Origin of the sequence: Ideonella aquatica (assembly GCF_018069755.1) — a bacterium.
GTDB classification, from domain to species: domain Bacteria; phylum Pseudomonadota; class Gammaproteobacteria; order Burkholderiales; family Burkholderiaceae_C; genus Ideonella; species Ideonella aquatica.
Genome location: NZ_JAGQDE010000009.1, coordinates 112,909 through 128,912, shown reverse-complemented (window position 1 = coordinate 128,912; position 16,004 = coordinate 112,909). Strand labels below are relative to the sequence as shown.

General features: G+C 67.7%; 15 protein-coding genes. 1 reads left to right on the top strand and 14 read right to left on the bottom strand.

Annotated features, from left to right (window positions below; translation table 11 throughout):
- Positions 1 to 7: 7 nt before the first annotated feature.
- The 9 genes from KAK06_RS12055 to KAK06_RS12015 are packed head-to-tail and all read right to left on the bottom strand — an operon-like array spanning position 8 to position 8,852.
- Positions 8 to 496, bottom strand: a complete 489-nt coding sequence (locus KAK06_RS12055) for a GNAT family N-acetyltransferase (protein ID WP_210802355.1) — start codon at positions 494 to 496, stop codon at positions 8 to 10.
- Positions 496 to 1,515, bottom strand: a complete 1,020-nt coding sequence (locus KAK06_RS12050; protein ID WP_210802354.1) for an NADP-dependent oxidoreductase — start codon at positions 1,513 to 1,515, stop codon at positions 496 to 498. The genes KAK06_RS12055 and KAK06_RS12050 overlap by 1 nt, the downstream gene beginning before the upstream one ends.
- Positions 1,516 to 1,530: 15 nt before the next feature.
- Positions 1,531 to 1,992 (bottom strand): PaaI family thioesterase, encoded by a 462-nt coding sequence (locus KAK06_RS12045; RefSeq protein WP_210802353.1) that lies wholly within the window; start codon positions 1,990 to 1,992, stop codon positions 1,531 to 1,533.
- A 25-nt stretch (positions 1,993 to 2,017) separates the two neighbouring features.
- Complete coding sequence (locus tag KAK06_RS12040; protein ID WP_210802352.1) at positions 2,018 to 2,809, bottom strand: SDR family oxidoreductase; 792 nt, start codon at positions 2,807 to 2,809, stop codon at positions 2,018 to 2,020.
- 20 nt (positions 2,810 to 2,829) lie between these two features.
- Positions 2,830 to 4,662, bottom strand: a complete 1,833-nt coding sequence (locus tag KAK06_RS12035; protein WP_210802351.1) for an acyl-CoA dehydrogenase — start codon at positions 4,660 to 4,662, stop codon at positions 2,830 to 2,832.
- A gap of 30 nt (positions 4,663 to 4,692) precedes the next feature.
- Entirely contained in the window at positions 4,693 to 5,112 is a 420-nt protein-coding gene (locus KAK06_RS12030) for a PaaI family thioesterase (protein WP_210802350.1), read from the bottom strand.
- Positions 5,113 to 5,114: 2 nt separating this feature from the next.
- Complete coding sequence (locus KAK06_RS12025; RefSeq protein ID WP_210802349.1) at positions 5,115 to 5,552, bottom strand: PaaI family thioesterase; 438 nt, start codon at positions 5,550 to 5,552, stop codon at positions 5,115 to 5,117.
- Complete coding sequence (locus tag KAK06_RS12020; RefSeq protein WP_210802348.1) at positions 5,552 to 6,727, bottom strand: acetyl-CoA C-acyltransferase; 1,176 nt, start codon at positions 6,725 to 6,727, stop codon at positions 5,552 to 5,554. Before KAK06_RS12020 ends, KAK06_RS12025 begins: the two co-directional genes overlap by 1 nt.
- 31 nt (positions 6,728 to 6,758) lie before the next feature.
- The gene (locus KAK06_RS12015; RefSeq protein WP_210802347.1) at positions 6,759 to 8,852 is read right to left on the bottom strand and encodes a 3-hydroxyacyl-CoA dehydrogenase NAD-binding domain-containing protein; all 2,094 of its coding nucleotides are present in this window, start codon (positions 8,850 to 8,852) and stop codon (positions 6,759 to 6,761) included.
- A gap of 225 nt (positions 8,853 to 9,077) precedes the next feature.
- On the opposite strand from KAK06_RS12015, the gene KAK06_RS12010 reads away from it, so the two are divergent.
- Positions 9,078 to 10,160 carry a hypothetical protein gene (locus KAK06_RS12010; protein ID WP_210802346.1) on the top strand — a complete coding sequence of 361 codons (1,083 nt, stop codon included), beginning with the start codon at positions 9,078 to 9,080 and terminating at the stop codon, positions 10,158 to 10,160.
- A 36-nt stretch (positions 10,161 to 10,196) separates the two neighbouring features.
- Here the strand turns inward: KAK06_RS12010 and KAK06_RS12005 are convergent, their stop codons facing one another.
- From KAK06_RS12005 to KAK06_RS11985, 5 genes are all read right to left on the bottom strand, one after another.
- A complete protein-coding gene (locus KAK06_RS12005) occupies positions 10,197 to 10,892 on the bottom strand; it encodes an ABC transporter ATP-binding protein (protein ID WP_210802425.1) in 696 nt (231 codons plus the stop codon).
- 14 nt (positions 10,893 to 10,906) lie between these two features.
- Positions 10,907 to 11,695 carry an ABC transporter ATP-binding protein gene (locus tag KAK06_RS12000; RefSeq protein ID WP_310741079.1) on the bottom strand — a complete coding sequence of 263 codons (789 nt, stop codon included), beginning with the start codon at positions 11,693 to 11,695 and terminating at the stop codon, positions 10,907 to 10,909.
- Positions 11,692 to 12,999, bottom strand: a complete 1,308-nt coding sequence (locus tag KAK06_RS11995; RefSeq protein ID WP_210802344.1) for a branched-chain amino acid ABC transporter permease — start codon at positions 12,997 to 12,999, stop codon at positions 11,692 to 11,694. Before KAK06_RS11995 ends, KAK06_RS12000 begins: the two co-directional genes overlap by 4 nt.
- A gap of 7 nt (positions 13,000 to 13,006) precedes the next feature.
- Positions 13,007 to 14,026, bottom strand: coding sequence for a branched-chain amino acid ABC transporter permease (locus KAK06_RS11990; RefSeq protein WP_210802343.1), 1,020 nt, complete (start codon positions 14,024 to 14,026; stop codon positions 13,007 to 13,009).
- Between the two features lie 95 nt (positions 14,027 to 14,121).
- Positions 14,122 to 15,360, bottom strand: a complete 1,239-nt coding sequence (locus KAK06_RS11985; protein WP_210802342.1) for a branched-chain amino acid ABC transporter substrate-binding protein — start codon at positions 15,358 to 15,360, stop codon at positions 14,122 to 14,124.
- Positions 15,361 to 16,004 lie beyond the last annotated feature (644 nt).

The following is a 16,004-nucleotide window of genomic DNA, read 5'->3' as shown; positions in this document are numbered from 1 at the left end:
AACTCCTTCAGCGCTGCGCCGGGCGCAGCATCTGGATGTGGGGAATGGTGTCTTCGCTGTAGGGCTCGCCCACGGGCGCATAGCCGAACTCGGCGTAGAAGCGCTGCAGATGCGCCTGCGCGCTGATGCGGTTGGCCTGGCCGGGCCAGGCGGCGTCGGTGTGGCGCAGGCCCTCGGCCACCAGCGCGCGGCCCAGGCCGGTGCCGCGCAATGCAGCGTGCGCCACCACGCGGCCGATCGAGGGCTCGTCGTATTTCAGGCCGGGATCCACCACCCGCAGGTACAGCACCGCCTCGCCCGCCGGCAGCGCGCCCCAGGGCGCGGCCAGGCGGCCCAGCAGGTGCAGGCTGTGGCGGTCCAGGCCATCCAGGTCCAGGTAGGGCCCCTGCTCCAGGATGAAGACGCGGGCGCGCAGTTGCAGCGCGTCGTACAGGTCGTCTGTCGACAGGCCCTCGAAGCGCGCTGCCGTCCAGGCGATGGGCGGCCGCTCAGCCATCAGACGAGCTTGACCAGCTGCTTGCCGAAGTTCTTGCCCTTGAGCAGGCCCAGGAAGGCCTCGGGCGCGCTCTCCAGGCCCTGGGCCACGGTCTCGCGGTACTTGAACTTGCCGGTGGCCACCATCGTGCCCAGCTCCTTCAGCGCCTCGGGCCAGAGCTGCATGTGCTCGCTGACGATGAAGCCCTCGAGCTTCATGCGGTTGACCAGAATCAGCGCCGGGTTGGCCATCGGGATCGGCTCGCCGTTGTAGCCGGCGATCATGCCGCAGAAGGCGATGCGGCTGAAGGCGTTGGCACGCAGCATCACCGCGTCCAGGATCATGCCGCCGACGTTCTCGAAGTAGCCGTCGACGCCATCGGGGCAGGCGTCCTTCAGCGCCTTGCTGAGCGAGCGCAGGTCCGGATGGGCCTTGTAGTCGATGCAGGCATCGAAGCCCAGCTCGTTCACCACCGCCTCGCACTTGGCCGGGCCGCCGGCCAGGCCCACCACGCGGCAGCCGCGCGCCTTGGCCAGCTGGCCCACCGCACCGCCCACCGCACCGCTGGCCGCGCTGACCACCACGGTCTCGCCGGCCTTGGGGGCGATGATCTGGGTCAGGCCGTACCAGGCGGTGACACCCGGCATGCCCACAGCGCCCAGGTAGGCCGACAGCGGGATGTGGGTGGTGTCCACCTTCTGCAGCACACCGCGCTGGCTGGCGTTGACGCGCTGGTACTCCTGCCAGCCGCCCATGCCCACCACCTTGTCGCCGACCTTGAAGTGCTCGTTGCGCGACTCCACCACCTCGCCCACAGTGCCGCCGATCATCACCTCGTTGAGCGGCTGCGGCTGGGCGTAGCTCTTGCTCTCGTTCATGCGGCCGCGCATGTACGGGTCCAGGCTCAGGTAGTGGTTGCGCACCAGCACCTCGCCATCGGCCAGCGCCTCGACGGGCGCCTCGACCAGGGCGAAGTTGGCGGTGCTGGGCTCGCCCTGCGGGCGCGAGACGAGGTGGATCTGGCGGTTGAGGGTGCTCATCGGGTGCTCTTTCGTTCAGGACGCAGGGCCATCGGCGCGCTGCAGGGGTTTGACATGGCGGCCCTTGGCGGGCAGCGCACGCAGGTACTTGAAGGTGGCTGTGCCATGGGCGCACAGCTGGCCATCGCTGTTGATCACGCGGCCCTCGCAAAAAGCCATGGTCGAGGTGCGGTGCAGCAGCGTGCCCAGGGCCCGCAGCTCGCCCTCGCCGGGGCGCATGAAGCTGGTCTTCATCTCGATGGTGGCCACGCCGGGCCCGGCCAGCATGTCATGGCTGCGCGCGGCGTGGGCCATCACCACATCCAGCATGGTCATCAGCACGCCGCCATGCGCCACTTCCCAGGAGTTGAGATGCGACTCGGCCAGGTCGACACGCAACTCGGCCGCACCGTCGGCGCAGCTGTGCAGTTCCAGCCCCAGTTGCTCGACGAAGGGGATGCGGACGGGAAACGGGATGGGGGGCTTGCGATGGCTCATGCCGGGATCATCGCCGAAGGACAGCTCAGCCGCCGATCAGGGCGCTGACACCCCCGTCCACGGGCAGGATCTGGCCGGTGATGTGCTTGCCAGCGGCGCTGGCGAACAGCAGCGTGGCGCCCTTGAGGTCATCGTCATCGCCCAGGCGGTTCAGCGGCGCGTGGGCGGCCATCTTGTCGGCGCCCAGGGTATCCAGCAGGCCCTTGGTCATCTTGCTGGGGAAGAAGCCCGGCGCCAGCGCATTGACGGTGATGCCGTAGCGGCCCCACTCGGTGGCCAGCGCGCGGGTGAAGTTGACCGCAGCGCCCTTGCTGGTGTTGTACGCGATGGTCTTCATGGCCGACGGGTTGCCGCCCAGGCCGGCGATCGAGGCCACGTTGATGATGCGGCCCGAACGGCGCGGGATCATGCTGGTCACCGCCGCCGCCTGGCTGATCACGAACAGGCTGCGGATGTTCAGGTCCATCACCTTGTCCCAGGCCTCCAGCGGATGCTCCTCGGCCGGGGCGCCCCAGGTGGCACCGGCGTTGTTGACCAGGATGTCGATGCGGCCCAGGCGCTCCATCGCGTCGGCCACGATGCGTCGGCCGTCCTCGGGCTGGGCAGCGTTGGCGGCCACCCAGCGGGCATCGATGCCCTTGGCCTGCAGGTGGGCCGCGGCCTCCTCCAGGTCGGCGGCCTTGCGCGAGCTCAGCAGGATCTTCGCACCAGCCTCGCCCAACGCCTCGGCAATCTGCAGGCCCAGGCCGCGCGAGCCGCCGGTGACCACGGCGGTCTGGCCGCTGAGGTCGAAGAGTTTCATCACGGGGGTGCTCATCGGTCGGTCTCCTTGGTGGGTCAGAACCAGGCGTCCTGCATCTCGCGGCAGACCGCCTCGCGGCTGCTGACCACGCCCAGCCAGGCGTCGATCTTGGGCAGCTCGTACACATGGAAAAAGCGCAGCGCCGACAGCAGGCCGGCGTTGCGGGCGCGCTCGGCGTCGCTGGCGGGCGCCGCGGCGCGGGCCGCCAGGCCCAGCTCCAGCCACACCCAGGCCAGCACCACATGGCCGAAGGCCTGCAGGTAGGGCGTGGCATTGGCCAGCGCCTCCTCGGGCACGCCGGTGGACCAGGCCGCCTTGGTGGCAGCCCCCAGGCGCTGCACCGCACCGCCCAGCGCGGGCACATAGGCGGCCAGTTGCTCGTCCTGGCCGGCGCGGGCCAGCGTGTCGCTGATGCGCTCGGCCAGCAGCTTCAGGCCGGCACCGCCCTGCATCACCACCTTGCGACCCAGCAGGTCCAGCGCCTGGATGCCGTGCGTGCCCTCGTGGATCATGTTCAGGCGCTGGTCGCGCCAGTACTGCTCAACCGGGAAGTCGCGGGTGTAGCCGTAGCCGCCATGCACCTGGATCGCCAGCGAGTTGCCCTCCAGGCACCACTCGCTGGGCCAGCTCTTGGCAATGGGCGTGAGCACCTCCAGCAGCAGCGCGGCCTCGGCGCTGGCCTCGGGCGTGCCGGTGTGCTTTTCGTCGACCAGGCGCGCGCAGTACAGGCACAGCGCCAGCGCGCCCTCGGCGTAGGCCTTCTGGGCCAGCAGCATGCGCTTGATGTCGGCGTGTTCGATCAGCAGCGACTGCGGCTTCGAGGCATCCTTGCCGCCATCCCCGATCGGACGACCCTGCGGCCGCTGCCGCGCATAGGCCAGCGCGGCCTCGTAGCCAGCCATGCCCAGCATCGCGGCCGACAGGCCGATCGCGATGCGCGCTTCGTTCATCATGTGGAACATGCAGCGCAGGCCCTCGCCCGGCGCACCCACGCGATAGCCGATGGCGCCGGCACCGCCGCGCACCGGGTACTTGCCTTCCCCGAAGTTCAGCAGCGTGTTGGTGGTGCCGCGCCAGCCGCACTTGTGGTTCAGGCCGGCCAGGGCCACGTCATTGCGCTCGCCGGTCAGCTGACCGTCGGTGTCCACCAGCATCTTGGGCACAATGAACAGCGAGATGCCCTTGACGCCGGGCACCAGCTGGCCATCCGGCCCGGGGATCTTGGCCAGCACCAGGTGGACGATGTTCTCGGTCAGTTCGTGCTCGCCGGCGGAGATCCACATCTTGTTGCCGCGCAGGCGGTAGCGCGGGCCCAGCGGGTCGTCCTGGAAATCGGCGCCATCGGGCTCGGCGCGGGTGGCGATGTCCGACAGGCTGGAGCCGGCCTGCGGCTCGGACAGGCACATCGTGCCGGCCCAGCGGCCACTGAACTCGTTGTGGGCGAAGACCTGCTGCTGCAGCGCCGTGCCATGCGCCATCAGCAGGTTCGCGTTGCCGCTGGTCAGCATGCCCGCGCCGATGCTGGCCGAGGCCTTGGCGAAGAAGGCGTTGGCCGCCGCCTCCACCGCGTAGGGCAGCTGCATGCCGCCGATCTCGTAGTCCTGCGCAGCGGCCAGCATGCCGCTGCCGGCATAGGCCGCCCAGGCGTCATGCGTGGCCCGAGGCAGGTGGACCTTCTCGCCGTCGAAGGACGGCTCCTGGGTGTCGACCAGCCGGTTGAAGGGCGCGTACTTCTCGCGCGCGATGCGCTCACAGGTGTCCAGCACCTGGGCGAAGGTTTCGGCGCTGTGGTCGGCAAAGCGCTGGCGCTGGGCCAGCGCAGCCACCTTCAGCCAGTCGTTCAGCTGGAAATCGACGATCGGACGCATGCGCCCTCCTTGGTTGCGGTGTGGGCGCTCTCAGCGCCGATCGAGCGGCACCACGGCCATCGTCGCCGAGGCCTTCAGCACCAGCGTGCGGTCGCCCTCGCGCTCGGCCCAGACCTCGGCCTCGGTGAAGCTCAGCGTGCGGCCGGGCTTGACCACCCAGGCCTCGCAGACTAGGCGCTCGCCATCGGCCGGGCGCAGCAGGCTCACCTTCAGGTCGGCGGTCAGCACCCAGTGGCCATCGGCCACCAGGGTCTGGGCGGCCGAGCCCATGCTGTGGTCGGCCAGCGTGGTCTGCACCCCGGCGTGGGCGTGGCCGCTGTGCTGGCGGAACCGGTCCTGCATGGGCAGCACCGCAGTCACCCGGCCCGGCGACACGGCTGTGGGCTCCGCTCCCAGGTCGCGCATGAAGGGCGAGAGCTGGAAGAAGCGGCGGAGCGTGTCGAGGTCCATGCTCAGCCGCCCTCACCCAGGCGAACGATCGTGCCCTGCGCCAGCGCGCACAGCTTCTCGACGCCGTCGGTCACCGCGTACACCTCGCAGCGCGCCACGCTCTGCGCCTTGCCGGTGGCTTCGGCGCGGGCGCGCGCCACCAGTCGCTGGCCCAGCGCCGGCCGAACATAGTTGATCTTGAACTCGGAGGTGACCACGGGCACCTGCATGGCCGTGCCACCGGCGTAGGTCAGCGCGTTGTCGGCCAGGTAACTGACCACGCCGCCATGGGCGAAGCCGTGCTGCTGCTTGAGCTCGTCGCGCAGCGGCAGTTGCAGCTCCACCTGACCCGGCGACAGGGCCGTCAGCTCCGCGCCCAGCAGGCCGCTGAAGGGCTGCTTCGCCAGGATCTCCCGGCCCATCTGCAGAAAGGCCTCGGGGCTGGCACGCGCGTCGCTCATCAGAGGACTTCGAAGATGCCAGCCGCGCCCATGCCGCCGCCGATGCACATCGTCACGCACACCCGCTTGGCGCCGCGGCGCTTGCCCTCGATCAGCGCATGGCCGGTCAGGCGCTGGCCCGACACGCCATAGGGGTGGCCCACGGCGATCGCACCGCCGTTGACGTTCAGGCGATCCATCGGGATGCCCAGCGTGTCGGCGCAGTACAGCACCTGCACGGCGAAGGCCTCGTTGAGCTCCCACAGGTCGATGTCGGCCACCGTCAGGCCCAGCTTCTTCAGCACCTTGGGCACGGCGAAGACCGGGCCGATGCCCATCTCATCAGGCTCGCAACCGGCCACCGCGAAGCCCAGGAAGCGGCCCAGCGGCTTCAGGCCCTTCTGCTCGGCGTAGGTCTCGCTGACCACCACGCAGGCGCCGCCGCCGTCGCTGAACTGGCTGGCGTTGCCGGCCGTGACCACGCCGCCGGGCACCGCGCTGCGGATGCCGCGCACCGCCTCGATCGTGGTGCCGGGACGCAGGCCTTCATCGGCGCTGATCGTGACCTGCTGGCTGCGCAGGCCCATGACCTTGTCCGCCACGCCAGCGGTCACGGTGCAGGCGACGATCTCGTCGTTGAACTTGCCCGCCTCCTGGGCGGCGCAGGCCAGGGTCTGGCTGCGCACGCCGTACTCGTCCATGCGCTCCTTGGCGATGCCGTAGCGCTTGGCCACGTTCTCAGCGGTCTGCAGCATGTTCCAGTAGATCTCGGGCTTGTTCGCCTTGAGCCAACTGTCAGCCAGCATGTGGGTGTTCATTTCCTGCTGGACACAGGAGATGCTCTCGACGCCACCGGCGACGTAGACGTCTCCCTCGCCGGCTATGACGCGCTGCGCAGCCATCGCGATGGTCTGCAGGCCGCTGGAGCAGAAACGGTTGACGGTGACGCCGCTGACGCTGATCGGCAGGCCGGCGCGCAGCGCCACCTGGCGGGCGATGTTGGCGCCGGTGGCCCCTTCGGGGTTGGCGCAGCCCATCAGCACATCCTCGATCGCGCCGGGGTCGATGCCGGCACGCTCGACGGCGGCCTGGACGGCGAAGCCCCCCAACGTGGCGCCGTGGGTCATGTTGAAGGCACCCTTCCAGCTCTTGGCCAGGGGCGTGCGGGCGGTGGAGACGATGACGGCTCGGGTCATGGTGTGTCCTGGGTTGCGTTGGAGGCGTGGATCAGGAGAAGCTCTTGCCTTCGGCGGCCAGACGGGCCAGCAGCGGCGCGGGCTGCCAGAACTCGGCGTCGTCGTGGGGGTTCTTGGCGAAGCGCTTCATCGCCTGCGCCACGTTCCACAGGCCCAGCGTGTCGGCATAGCACATCGGACCGCCGCGGTGCAGCGGGAAGCCATAGCCGGTCAGGTAGACCATGTCGACGTCGGAGGCGCGGTTGGCAATGCCCTCCTCCAGCAGCTTGGCCGCCTCGTTGACCAGCGCGAAGACCAGGCGCTGGACGATCTCCTCGTCGCTGATCTGGCGCGGCGTGATGCCCAGCTCGGCCCGGTGCTTGTCGATCATCTCGGTGACCACCGCCGACGGGATCGCATCGCGCTTGCCCGGCACGTAGTCGTACCAGCCGGCGCCGGTCTTCTGGCCGTAGCGGCCCAGCTCGCACAGCAGGTCAGCCGTCTTGGAGTAGCGCAGGTTGGGCTTTTCCAGGTAGCGACGCTTGCGGATGTACCAGCCGATGTCGTTGCCGGCCAGGTCGCCCATGCGGAACGGGCCCATCGCGAAGCCGAACTTCTCGACCGCCTTGTCCACCTGCTGCGGCGTGCAGCCTTCTTCCAGCAGGAAGCCGGCCTGGCGGCTGTACTGCTCGATCATGCGGTTGCCGATGAAGCCGTCGCACACGCCCGAGACCACGCAGGTCTTGCGGATCTTCTTGCCCAGCTGCATCACGGTGGCCAGCACGTCCTTGGCCGTGGCGGCGCCGCGCACCACCTCCAGCAGCTTCATCACGTTGGCGGGGCTGAAGAAATGCATGCCCACCACGTCCTGCGGGCGCTTCGTGAAGGCAGCGATCTTGTTGAGGTCCAGTGTGGAGGTGTTCGAAGCCAGGATGGCGCCGGGCTTCATCACCGCATCCAGCTGCTCGAAGACGGCCTTCTTGACGTCCAGGTCCTCGAACACGGCCTCAATCACCAGATCGGCGTCGCCGATGTCGGCGTAGCTCAGCGTGGTGCTCAGCAGCGCCATGCGCTGCTCGTACTTGTCGACCTTGAGTTTGCCCTTCTTGACCTGGGCCTCGTAGTTCTTGCGGATGGTGCCGATGCCGCGGTCCAGCGCATCCTGTTTCATCTCCAGGATGACCACCGGGATGCCGGCGTTCAGGAAGTTCATGCTGATGCCGCCGCCCATGGTGCCGGCGCCGATCACCGCGACCTTGTTGATGGCGCGCACCGGGGTGTCCTCGGGCACGTCGGGGATCTTGCTGGCGGCGCGCTCGGCGAAGAAGGCATGGCGCAGCGCCTTGCACTCGGGCGTGAACATCAGCGCGGTGAAGATCTCGCGCTCATAAACCATGCCCTCGTCGAACCTCTTGCTGATCGAGGCCTCGACGGCGTCCACACACTTGGCCGGCGCCGGGAAGTTCTTGGCCATGCCCTTGACCATGTTGCGGGCGAACTGGAAATAACCGTCCGGGTTCTCGTGGCGCACCTTCAGGTCGCGCACCAGCGGCAGCGGACGCACATCGGCCTTCTCCAGCGCGAAGGCGATGGCGCCGTCCAGCAGGTCGCCCTCGATCACCTTGTCAAAGAGCTTCTGGCCCGGCAGGCTGGCCAGCAGCTCGCTCTTGACCGGATCGCCCGAGACGATGATGTTCAGCGCAGTTTCCACGCCCAGCACGCGCGGCAGGCGCTGCGTGCCACCGGCGCCCGGGATCAGACCGATCTTCACCTCCGGCAGCGCGATGTTGGCGCCCGGCGCCGTCACCCGGTAGTGGCAGCCCAGCGCCAGCTCCAGGCCGCCGCCCATGGCCACGCTGTGCACCGCGGCCACCACCGGCTTGCTGCACAGCTCGCAGGCGCGGATCAGGTCGAGCAGGTTGGGCGCGGCGGTGGCCTTGGGCGAGCCGAACTCCTTGATGTCGGCGCCGCCGGAGAAGGCCTTGCCGGCGCCGGTGATCACCACCGCCTTCACGGCCGGGTCGGCGTCGGCCTGCTCCAGGCCCTGCGCCACGCCCACGCGGGTGGCGTAGCCCAGGCCGTTGACCGGCGGGTTGTCCAGCGTGATCACGGCCACCGGGCCGCGGGTCTCATAGCGTGCAGTCATGTCGGCGTGTCCTCGCGAAGGGGTAAGACGCAAATAGAACGATCGTTCGATTCTATGGAGAAGCGGCGGGCGCCCGCGTCGCCCCAGCGACAGCAGGACTCCTCATTAACCCTGATGCGCGGGCCCCAGCGGCAGCAACGATTCATCCGGACACAGGTTTGGGCTTGTGCGTGGTGATGCATGCGGTCATGATGTGCAAAACGACCATTTACAAGGGGATACCTGATGAGTGACACGACCTCCACCACCCACCGCTCACGGGCCTCGGCCTGGCTCCTGGCCGGCACCCTGGCCGCGGCGCTCGCGTGGCCCGCGAGCGGACAGGCCGCGACGACGGTGCAGGACCTGGGCGGTCTCTACACCGGTGGCTTTTCATCGGCCCTGGCGCTGAGCCAGTCGGGGCAGGCCATTGGCATCGCGATGCGCGATGGCGACTTCCAGATCGTCAATGCGCAGTGGTCTTCCGGCGGCGTCATCAGTGCGCTGCCCGACTGCTGCAGCGGCTTCCTGGCCATGCCGGCGTCCATCAACCGATCGGGTGAAGCCGTGGGCTCCCACCAGGCCACGCGCGACCATTGGGCCGCGGTGAAGTGGGCCGCCAACGGCAACGCGCAGTACCTGCCATCGCTTGGCAGCTACGGCCTGGCTCGGGCGTTCGCCATCAACGACGCTGGGCAAGCGGTGGGTTCCTCGGTCACCGACAACTTCGCCCAGCGTGCCGTGCGCTGGAACCCCGATGGCAGCGTCACCCAGCTGGGCGAGATGGGGTCGCCGGACCCAGGCTATCTGGCCTTCCATGAAGCCCATGGCATCAGCAACAAGGGCGTGGTGGTGGGCACTGCCCTGGTCGGATCGGCGTTCCGGGCTTTTTCCTGGAAGGGTGGCCAGTTCACAGATCTGGGTCTGGGCAATGCCACGCATGTCAACGACAAAGGTCTGATCGCCGGTCTGGCCCCGGGCCGCATCCCGGTGATCTGGAAAAAGGGAACGATGCGCTACCTGCCCGGCCGCGATGGCGGCAAGCGCGCCTATGGCCACGAGGTGCTGGGCATCAACAACCTGGGCGACATGGTCGGCTTCGGCCCATCGCCAGGTGTGGGTGTGCACTCGATCGCCGTGCTGTGGCGCGGTGGCGCTGCCCTCACGCTGGGCCACTACCCCGGCGGCACCCACAGTGTGGCCACCGGCATCAATGACGCTGGCATGATCGTCGGCTACGGCAACCTGGTGGATGGCGGCCCGATGCGCGCGCTGCGCTGGACCGTGACCAGCACCAGCATCCAGGTTGAACTGGCACCGGTGCATTGAATCGTCGGCGGGGAGCCTGTGCAAGGCCCCCGCCACTCACACCTCCAGCCACTCCTTGCGGACGTAGCTGTCGGCCTTCAGCCCCGCGGGCGTGCCCTCGAAGACGATGCGGCCGTGGCCCATCACCAGGCAGCGCTCGGAGACCTCCAGCGCAATCGTCAGCTTCTGCTCGACCAGCAGCACGCTGATGCCGCGGCGCTTGAGTTCGCGCAGGTACTCGGCCACCAGTTCCACGATCTTCGGCGCCAGCCCTTCGGTAGGCTCGTCGATCATGATCAGGTCGGGGTCGCCCATCAGCGTGCGGCACAGCGTGAGCATCTGCTGCTCGCCACCTGAGAGCACGCCGGCCTCGGTGTGCTGGCGCTCCTTCAGGCGCGGGAACAGGCCATACATGTCGTCGATCTGCCAGCGCGTGCTCTTGCGGCCCGACTTTTCGCCCAGCAGCAGGTTCTGGTGCACGGTCAGCTTGGGAAAGATGTCGCGGTTCTCGGGCACGTAGCCGATGCCGCGGTGGGCGATCTCGAAGGCCTTGCGGCCAGTGATCTGCTCGCCGCGCCAGGCGATGCCGCCGGTGGCATCCACCAGGCCCATGATGGCCTTGACGGTGGTGGAGCGGCCCGAGCCATTGCGGCCCAGCAGGCTGACGATCTCGCCCTCGCCCACCGACATCGACACGCCATGCAGCACATGGCTCTTGCCGTAGTAGGCGTGGACGTTGTCCAGCTTCAGCAGTTCGCTGCTCATCGTCACGCTCCTGCCGCCTGCGTCTCGGCCAGCACGCTGCCCAGGTAGGCCTCCTGCACCTTGGCGTTGGCACGCACCGCCTCGGGGGTGTCGAAGGCGATCACCTCGCCGTAGACCACCACCGCGATGCGGTCGGCCAGGCCGAAGACCACGCCCATGTCGTGCTCCACGGTCAGCAGGGTCTTGCCCTCGGTGACCTCGCGGATCAGCTGGATGAAGCGCTTGGTCTCGCTCTTGCTCATGCCGGCGGTGGGCTCGTCCAGCAGGATCACGCTGGAGCCACCGGCGATGGTGATGCCGATCTCCAACGCGCGCTGCTCGGCGTAGGTCAGGTTCATCGCCAGCTGGTCGCGCCGCTTGTCGAGCTTGATCATCTCCAGCACTTCCTCGGCGCGGTCATTGACCTCGTGCAGGTCGGCCAGGAAGCGCCAGAAGCTGTAGCGCTGCTTCATCGACCACAGCACGGCGCAGCGCAGGTTCTCAAACACGCTCAGGCGCGTGAACAGGTTGCTGACCTGGAAGCTGCGCGACAGACCGCGGCGATTGATCTCGTAGGGCGCCAGGCCGTCGATGCGCTGGCCGTGCAGGCGGATCTCGCCACTGCTCAGGCCAAAGCGGCCCGAAATCAGGTTGAACAGCGTGGACTTGCCGGCGCCATTGGGGCCGATGATGGCCACGCGCTCGCCCGGCTTCACCTGCAGCGTGGCGCCGCGGATGATCTCGGTCTTGCCGAAGCGCTTGTAGGCGTCCAGCAGTTCCAGCGCATACGGGGACTGGGTGGCCGCATTCACAGCGTCTCCCTCCGCTTGATCTCTTTCTCGATGTCTTCCTGCACCTCGCCCCATTGACGGGCGAACTGGCGGCGGGCCAACTCGAACAGTGCCACGCCGGTGAGGGTCACGAACACGGCTCCTGCCCAGGCGTCGGTGCCGCTGGCGTCGATCATCGCGCCCATGAAGGGCAGCTGGGGGCCCAGGGCGGCATTGAGCTGCAGGTGGTAGATCATCTCGATCATCGCCGCCACCCCCAGCAGCACGGCCGCGCCGGCACCGCCCAGCGCCAGGTAGGCGGTCCAGAGCTGGCGCAGCTTGCCAAAGGCCGCCACGCGCAGGTTCATCATGATCAGGCTGGCAAAGCCGCCTGGCGCATACATCACCATCAATACGAAGACCAGGCCCAGGTAGAGCAGCCAGGCCTTGGTGATCTCGGACAGCAGCGCCAGGGCCACGACCATCAGCACCGCACCCAGGATGGGCCCGAAGAAGAAGGTGGCGCCGCCCAGGAAGACGAACAGCAGGTAGGCGCCCGAGCGCGCCGCGCCCACCACCTCGGCGGTGACGATCTCGAAGTTGATCGCCGCCAGGCCGCCCGAGATGCCCGCGAAGAAGCCCGAGATCATGAAGGCCAGGTAGCGCACACGCTGGGTCGAGTAGCCGATGAACTCGACCCGCTCGGGGTTGTCGCGCACCGCATTGAGCATCCGGCCCAGCGGCGTGCGCGTCAGCGCGAACAGCGCCGCCGTGCAAATGAAGCAGTAGACGGCGATCAGGTAGTAGACCTGGATCTGCGGGCCGAAACTGATGCCCAGCAGCTTTTCGCCGACCACCCGGTTGCCCGAGACGCCGCCCTCGCCGCCGAAGAACTCGGGGATCATCAGCGACATCGACCACACCAGCTCGCTCACCCCCAGCGTGATCATCGCGAAGGTGGTGCCCGATTTCTTGGTGGTCACCCAACCCAGCACGGCCGCGAAGAACAGGCCCCCCAGACCGCCGACCAGCGGCACCAGGCTGACCGGCAGACCGAGCGTGCCGGCCCCCACCATGTTCAGCGTGTGGATGGCCAGGAACGAACCCAGCCCGCTGTAGACCGCATGCCCGAAGCTGAGCATGCCGCCCTGCCCCAGCAGCACGTTGTAGGCCAGGCAGACGATGATGCCGATGCCGATCTGGCTGAGCATGGTCTGCCCGAAGCTGCTGGTCCACCACAGCGGCGCCACGCCCAGCAGCAGCGCGTACAGGCTCCAGATCAGGATGCGGCCGACATTCCAGGGCTTGAAGTGGAAATTGGGACGGGATTCGCGTGTGTGGTGCATGGCAGTCTCAGCCCTCACGCGTGCCCAGCAGGCCCTTGGGCCGCAGGATCAGGATCAGCACCAGCGCCAGGTAGGGCAGGATCTGCGCGGTCTCGGACAGCTTGATGCGCAGCAGCGCCATGGCCGGACTGTCAGGGCTGATGCTCACACCGATCAGCCGGAACATGTCCACGCCATTGGCGTCCACGGTCAGTGGCAAGGTCTGCAACAGGCCCACCACCAGCGAGCCGACGAAGGCGCCGCTGAGCGAGCCCATGCCGCCGATGACGATGACGGCAAAGATGATTGGCCCGATGTTGGCCATGTTGGGTTCGGTGACGAAGGTGACGCCGCCGATCACGCCCGCCAGCCCGGCCAGCGCACAGCCGCTGCCGAACACCAGCATGAAGACGCGCGGCACGTTGTGGCCCAGCGCCTCGACCATCTCGGGGTGGGTCAGCGCCGCCTGGATCACCAGGCCGATGCGGGTGCGGGTGAGCAGCAGCCACAGCGAGACCAGCATGCCCAGTGCCACCACCGCCATGAAGGCCCGGGTCAGCGGGAAGCGCGAGCAGGCCGCGCCCACTGCATTGCACACCTCGGCCGGTGCGGCGCCCAGGGCCAGCGACAGCCCGTTCTGCGCCGATTGCACAATGGTGAAGGCCGGCCCCTGCAGCCAGGTGGGCGGATCAAAGGTCAGCGGCGAGCGGCCCCAGATCAGCGCCACCACCTCGCCCACCACATAGCTCAGGCCAAAGGTGATCAGCAGCTCAGGCACATGACCGAACTTGTGCACGCGGCGCAGCGCCGTGCGCTCGAACAGCGCCCCCAGGCCGCCCACCAGCAGCGGTGACAACAGCAGCGAGGCGGTGAAGCCAATCAGCGGCGTCAACGTATAGGCGGCGTAGGCGCCCACCATGTAGAAGCTGGCATGGGCGAAGTTCAGCACGCCCATCATGCTGAAGATCAGCGTCAGGCCCGAACTCAGCATGAACAGCAGCAGCCCGGAGCTGATGCCGTTGAGCAGGTTGATGAGGATCTGGTCCACAGTGGCGCGTCAGGAAACGACGAGGCCCGGGCGGAGGTCACTCCCCCGGGCCTGCAGGCAGTTTGCCGCCGGGCGGGCGGCGGACGGACAAGGCCTCAGGGGCGCTTCATCTGGCACGAGGTGGGCGTGCTCGACACGTAGGAATCGTAGGCCTTGACCGGCGCGAAGGTGAAGCCGGTGTTCTCGACGTTGTACTTGTTCTTGGCGTCCATCTTCTGCCAGATCGAGATGTACAGCGGCTGCTGCAGCTGGTGGTCGGTCTTGCGCATCTCGACGTCACCATTGAAACCCTTGATGCCGATGCCTTCCATCGCCGCGGCCACCTTGACCGGGTCGGTGGACTTGGCCTTGGCCATGGCCGACGACAGCATCAGCAGTTCGTTGTAGACCGCCTGGGTGTAGAGGTCTTCGTTGAACTTGGCCTTGAAGGCGTCACCGAGCTTGCCCAGCGGCTCACCCATGTTGGAGTGGCCGTAGGCGACCATGTACACCCGGCCGGCACCGGCCGCACCGATGGCGGTGGGGGCGCCGCTGACCGAGGCGTAGTAGGTGTAGAACTTGATGTTCAGGCCGGCGTCATTGGCGGCCTTGACCAGCAGCGTCAGGTCGGAGCCCCAGTTGCCAGTGATCACGCTGTCAGCACCCGAGGCCTTGATCTTGGCCACATAGGGCGCGAAGTCCTTGACCTGGGCCAGCGGATGCAGGTCGTCGCCGACGAACTGGATGTCCGGACGCTTGCGCGCCATCATTTCCTTGGCGTACTTGCTGACCTGCTGGCCGTGCGAGTAGTTCTGGTTCAGCAGGTAGATTTTCTTGGTCTCGGGCTGGTCCTTGATGAAGGTGGTCAGCGCTTCCATCTTCATCGAGGTGTCCGCATCAAAGCGGAAGTGCCAGTAGCTGCACTTGCTGTTGGTCAGGTCGGGATCGACCGCGGCATGGTTGAGGTAGATCACCTCCTTGCCGGGGTTGCGCTCGTTGTGCTTGTTGACCGCATCCACCAGCGCCAGCGCGACGCTGGAGCCATTGCCCTGGGTGATGTAGCGCACGCCCTGGTCGATGGCCGACTTCAGCGCGTTCAGGCTCTCGGCGGGGCTGAGCTTGTTGTCGATCGTGATGATCTCGAACTTCACGCCGGCCGGGTTGCTCTTGTTGAAGTGCTCGGCCAGGAACTGGAAGGTCTTGACCTGGTTCTGGCCCACTGGCGCCATCAGGCCCGACAGCGGGTCGATCCAGGCGATCTTGACGGTCTCGCCCTTCTGCGCGAACGCCACCGTGCTCGACAGGGCGATGGCGGCGCCGACAGAGATGCCAAAGAGCTTGCGAGTGAACTTCATCCGGGTCTCCAATGGTTCGGTGGTGATCACAAGGGGCGATCGACGCGAACGGTAGCGGATGCTCCGGCGATTGAGGTTCAGGGACTACCACTAAAGCCTGTCACGGGGGGGACAACCGGGGCGCCTTCGGACGGCTGCTCCCTGCCCACAGCGGCCGTAGGCCGCTGTGGGCCAACGCGCTACGCCAACCGTGCCGCCAAAGGCTGGGCAGGCAGGCAGAGCCGGCCATTGGAGGGCGCCGAGGAGCGCAGGACTGCAGGGCAAATCTCTCTGACTTGGCCCACACTGTTTGAGCGAAGCGAACCGTAGGTGAGCGTAGCGAGTTTGGGGGCCGCCCTGCAGGCCGAGCACCACAGGGGAGTCGGCGCAGCCGACCGCCCTCGCTGGCCGGCTCTGCCTGCCTGCCCAGCCTTTGGCTCGCTCCAACAGTTGCAAGTGGTTTTGCTGCAAAGCTTGGCGCACAGCCAAGGCCTGAGCGACCTGGGTCTGTCGTCGCAGACGGTGGCGGTCGGCTACGCCGACTCCCCTCGGGTGCTCAACCCCCCGGGGTGGTCGACAAACTCCCTACGCTCGCCTGCGGCTCGCTCCGGTCAGACAGTGTCGACCAAGTCAGTGCACGAGGCGCGCCTGCGGCGCGCCCCCCG

Coding starts and splice junctions, on each gene's coding strand:
- KAK06_RS12055 (WP_210802355.1), bottom strand. CDS start 496: ATGGCTGAGCGGCCGCCCATCGCCTGGACGGCAGCGCGCTTCGAGGGC.
- KAK06_RS12050 (WP_210802354.1), bottom strand. CDS start 1,515: ATGAGCACCCTCAACCGCCAGATCCACCTCGTCTCGCGCCCGCAGGGC.
- KAK06_RS12045 (WP_210802353.1), bottom strand. CDS start 1,992: ATGAGCCATCGCAAGCCCCCCATCCCGTTTCCCGTCCGCATCCCCTTC.
- KAK06_RS12040 (WP_210802352.1), bottom strand. CDS start 2,809: ATGAGCACCCCCGTGATGAAACTCTTCGACCTCAGCGGCCAGACCGCC.
- KAK06_RS12035 (WP_210802351.1), bottom strand. CDS start 4,662: ATGCGTCCGATCGTCGATTTCCAGCTGAACGACTGGCTGAAGGTGGCT.
- KAK06_RS12030 (WP_210802350.1), bottom strand. CDS start 5,112: ATGGACCTCGACACGCTCCGCCGCTTCTTCCAGCTCTCGCCCTTCATG.
- KAK06_RS12025 (WP_210802349.1), bottom strand. CDS start 5,552: ATGAGCGACGCGCGTGCCAGCCCCGAGGCCTTTCTGCAGATGGGCCGG.
- KAK06_RS12020 (WP_210802348.1), bottom strand. CDS start 6,727: ATGACCCGAGCCGTCATCGTCTCCACCGCCCGCACGCCCCTGGCCAAG.
- KAK06_RS12015 (WP_210802347.1), bottom strand. CDS start 8,852: ATGACTGCACGCTATGAGACCCGCGGCCCGGTGGCCGTGATCACGCTG.
- KAK06_RS12010 (WP_210802346.1), top strand. CDS start 9,078: ATGAGTGACACGACCTCCACCACCCACCGCTCACGGGCCTCGGCCTGG.
- KAK06_RS11995 (WP_210802344.1), bottom strand. CDS start 12,999: ATGCACCACACACGCGAATCCCGTCCCAATTTCCACTTCAAGCCCTGG.
- KAK06_RS11985 (WP_210802342.1), bottom strand. CDS start 15,360: ATGAAGTTCACTCGCAAGCTCTTTGGCATCTCTGTCGGCGCCGCCATC.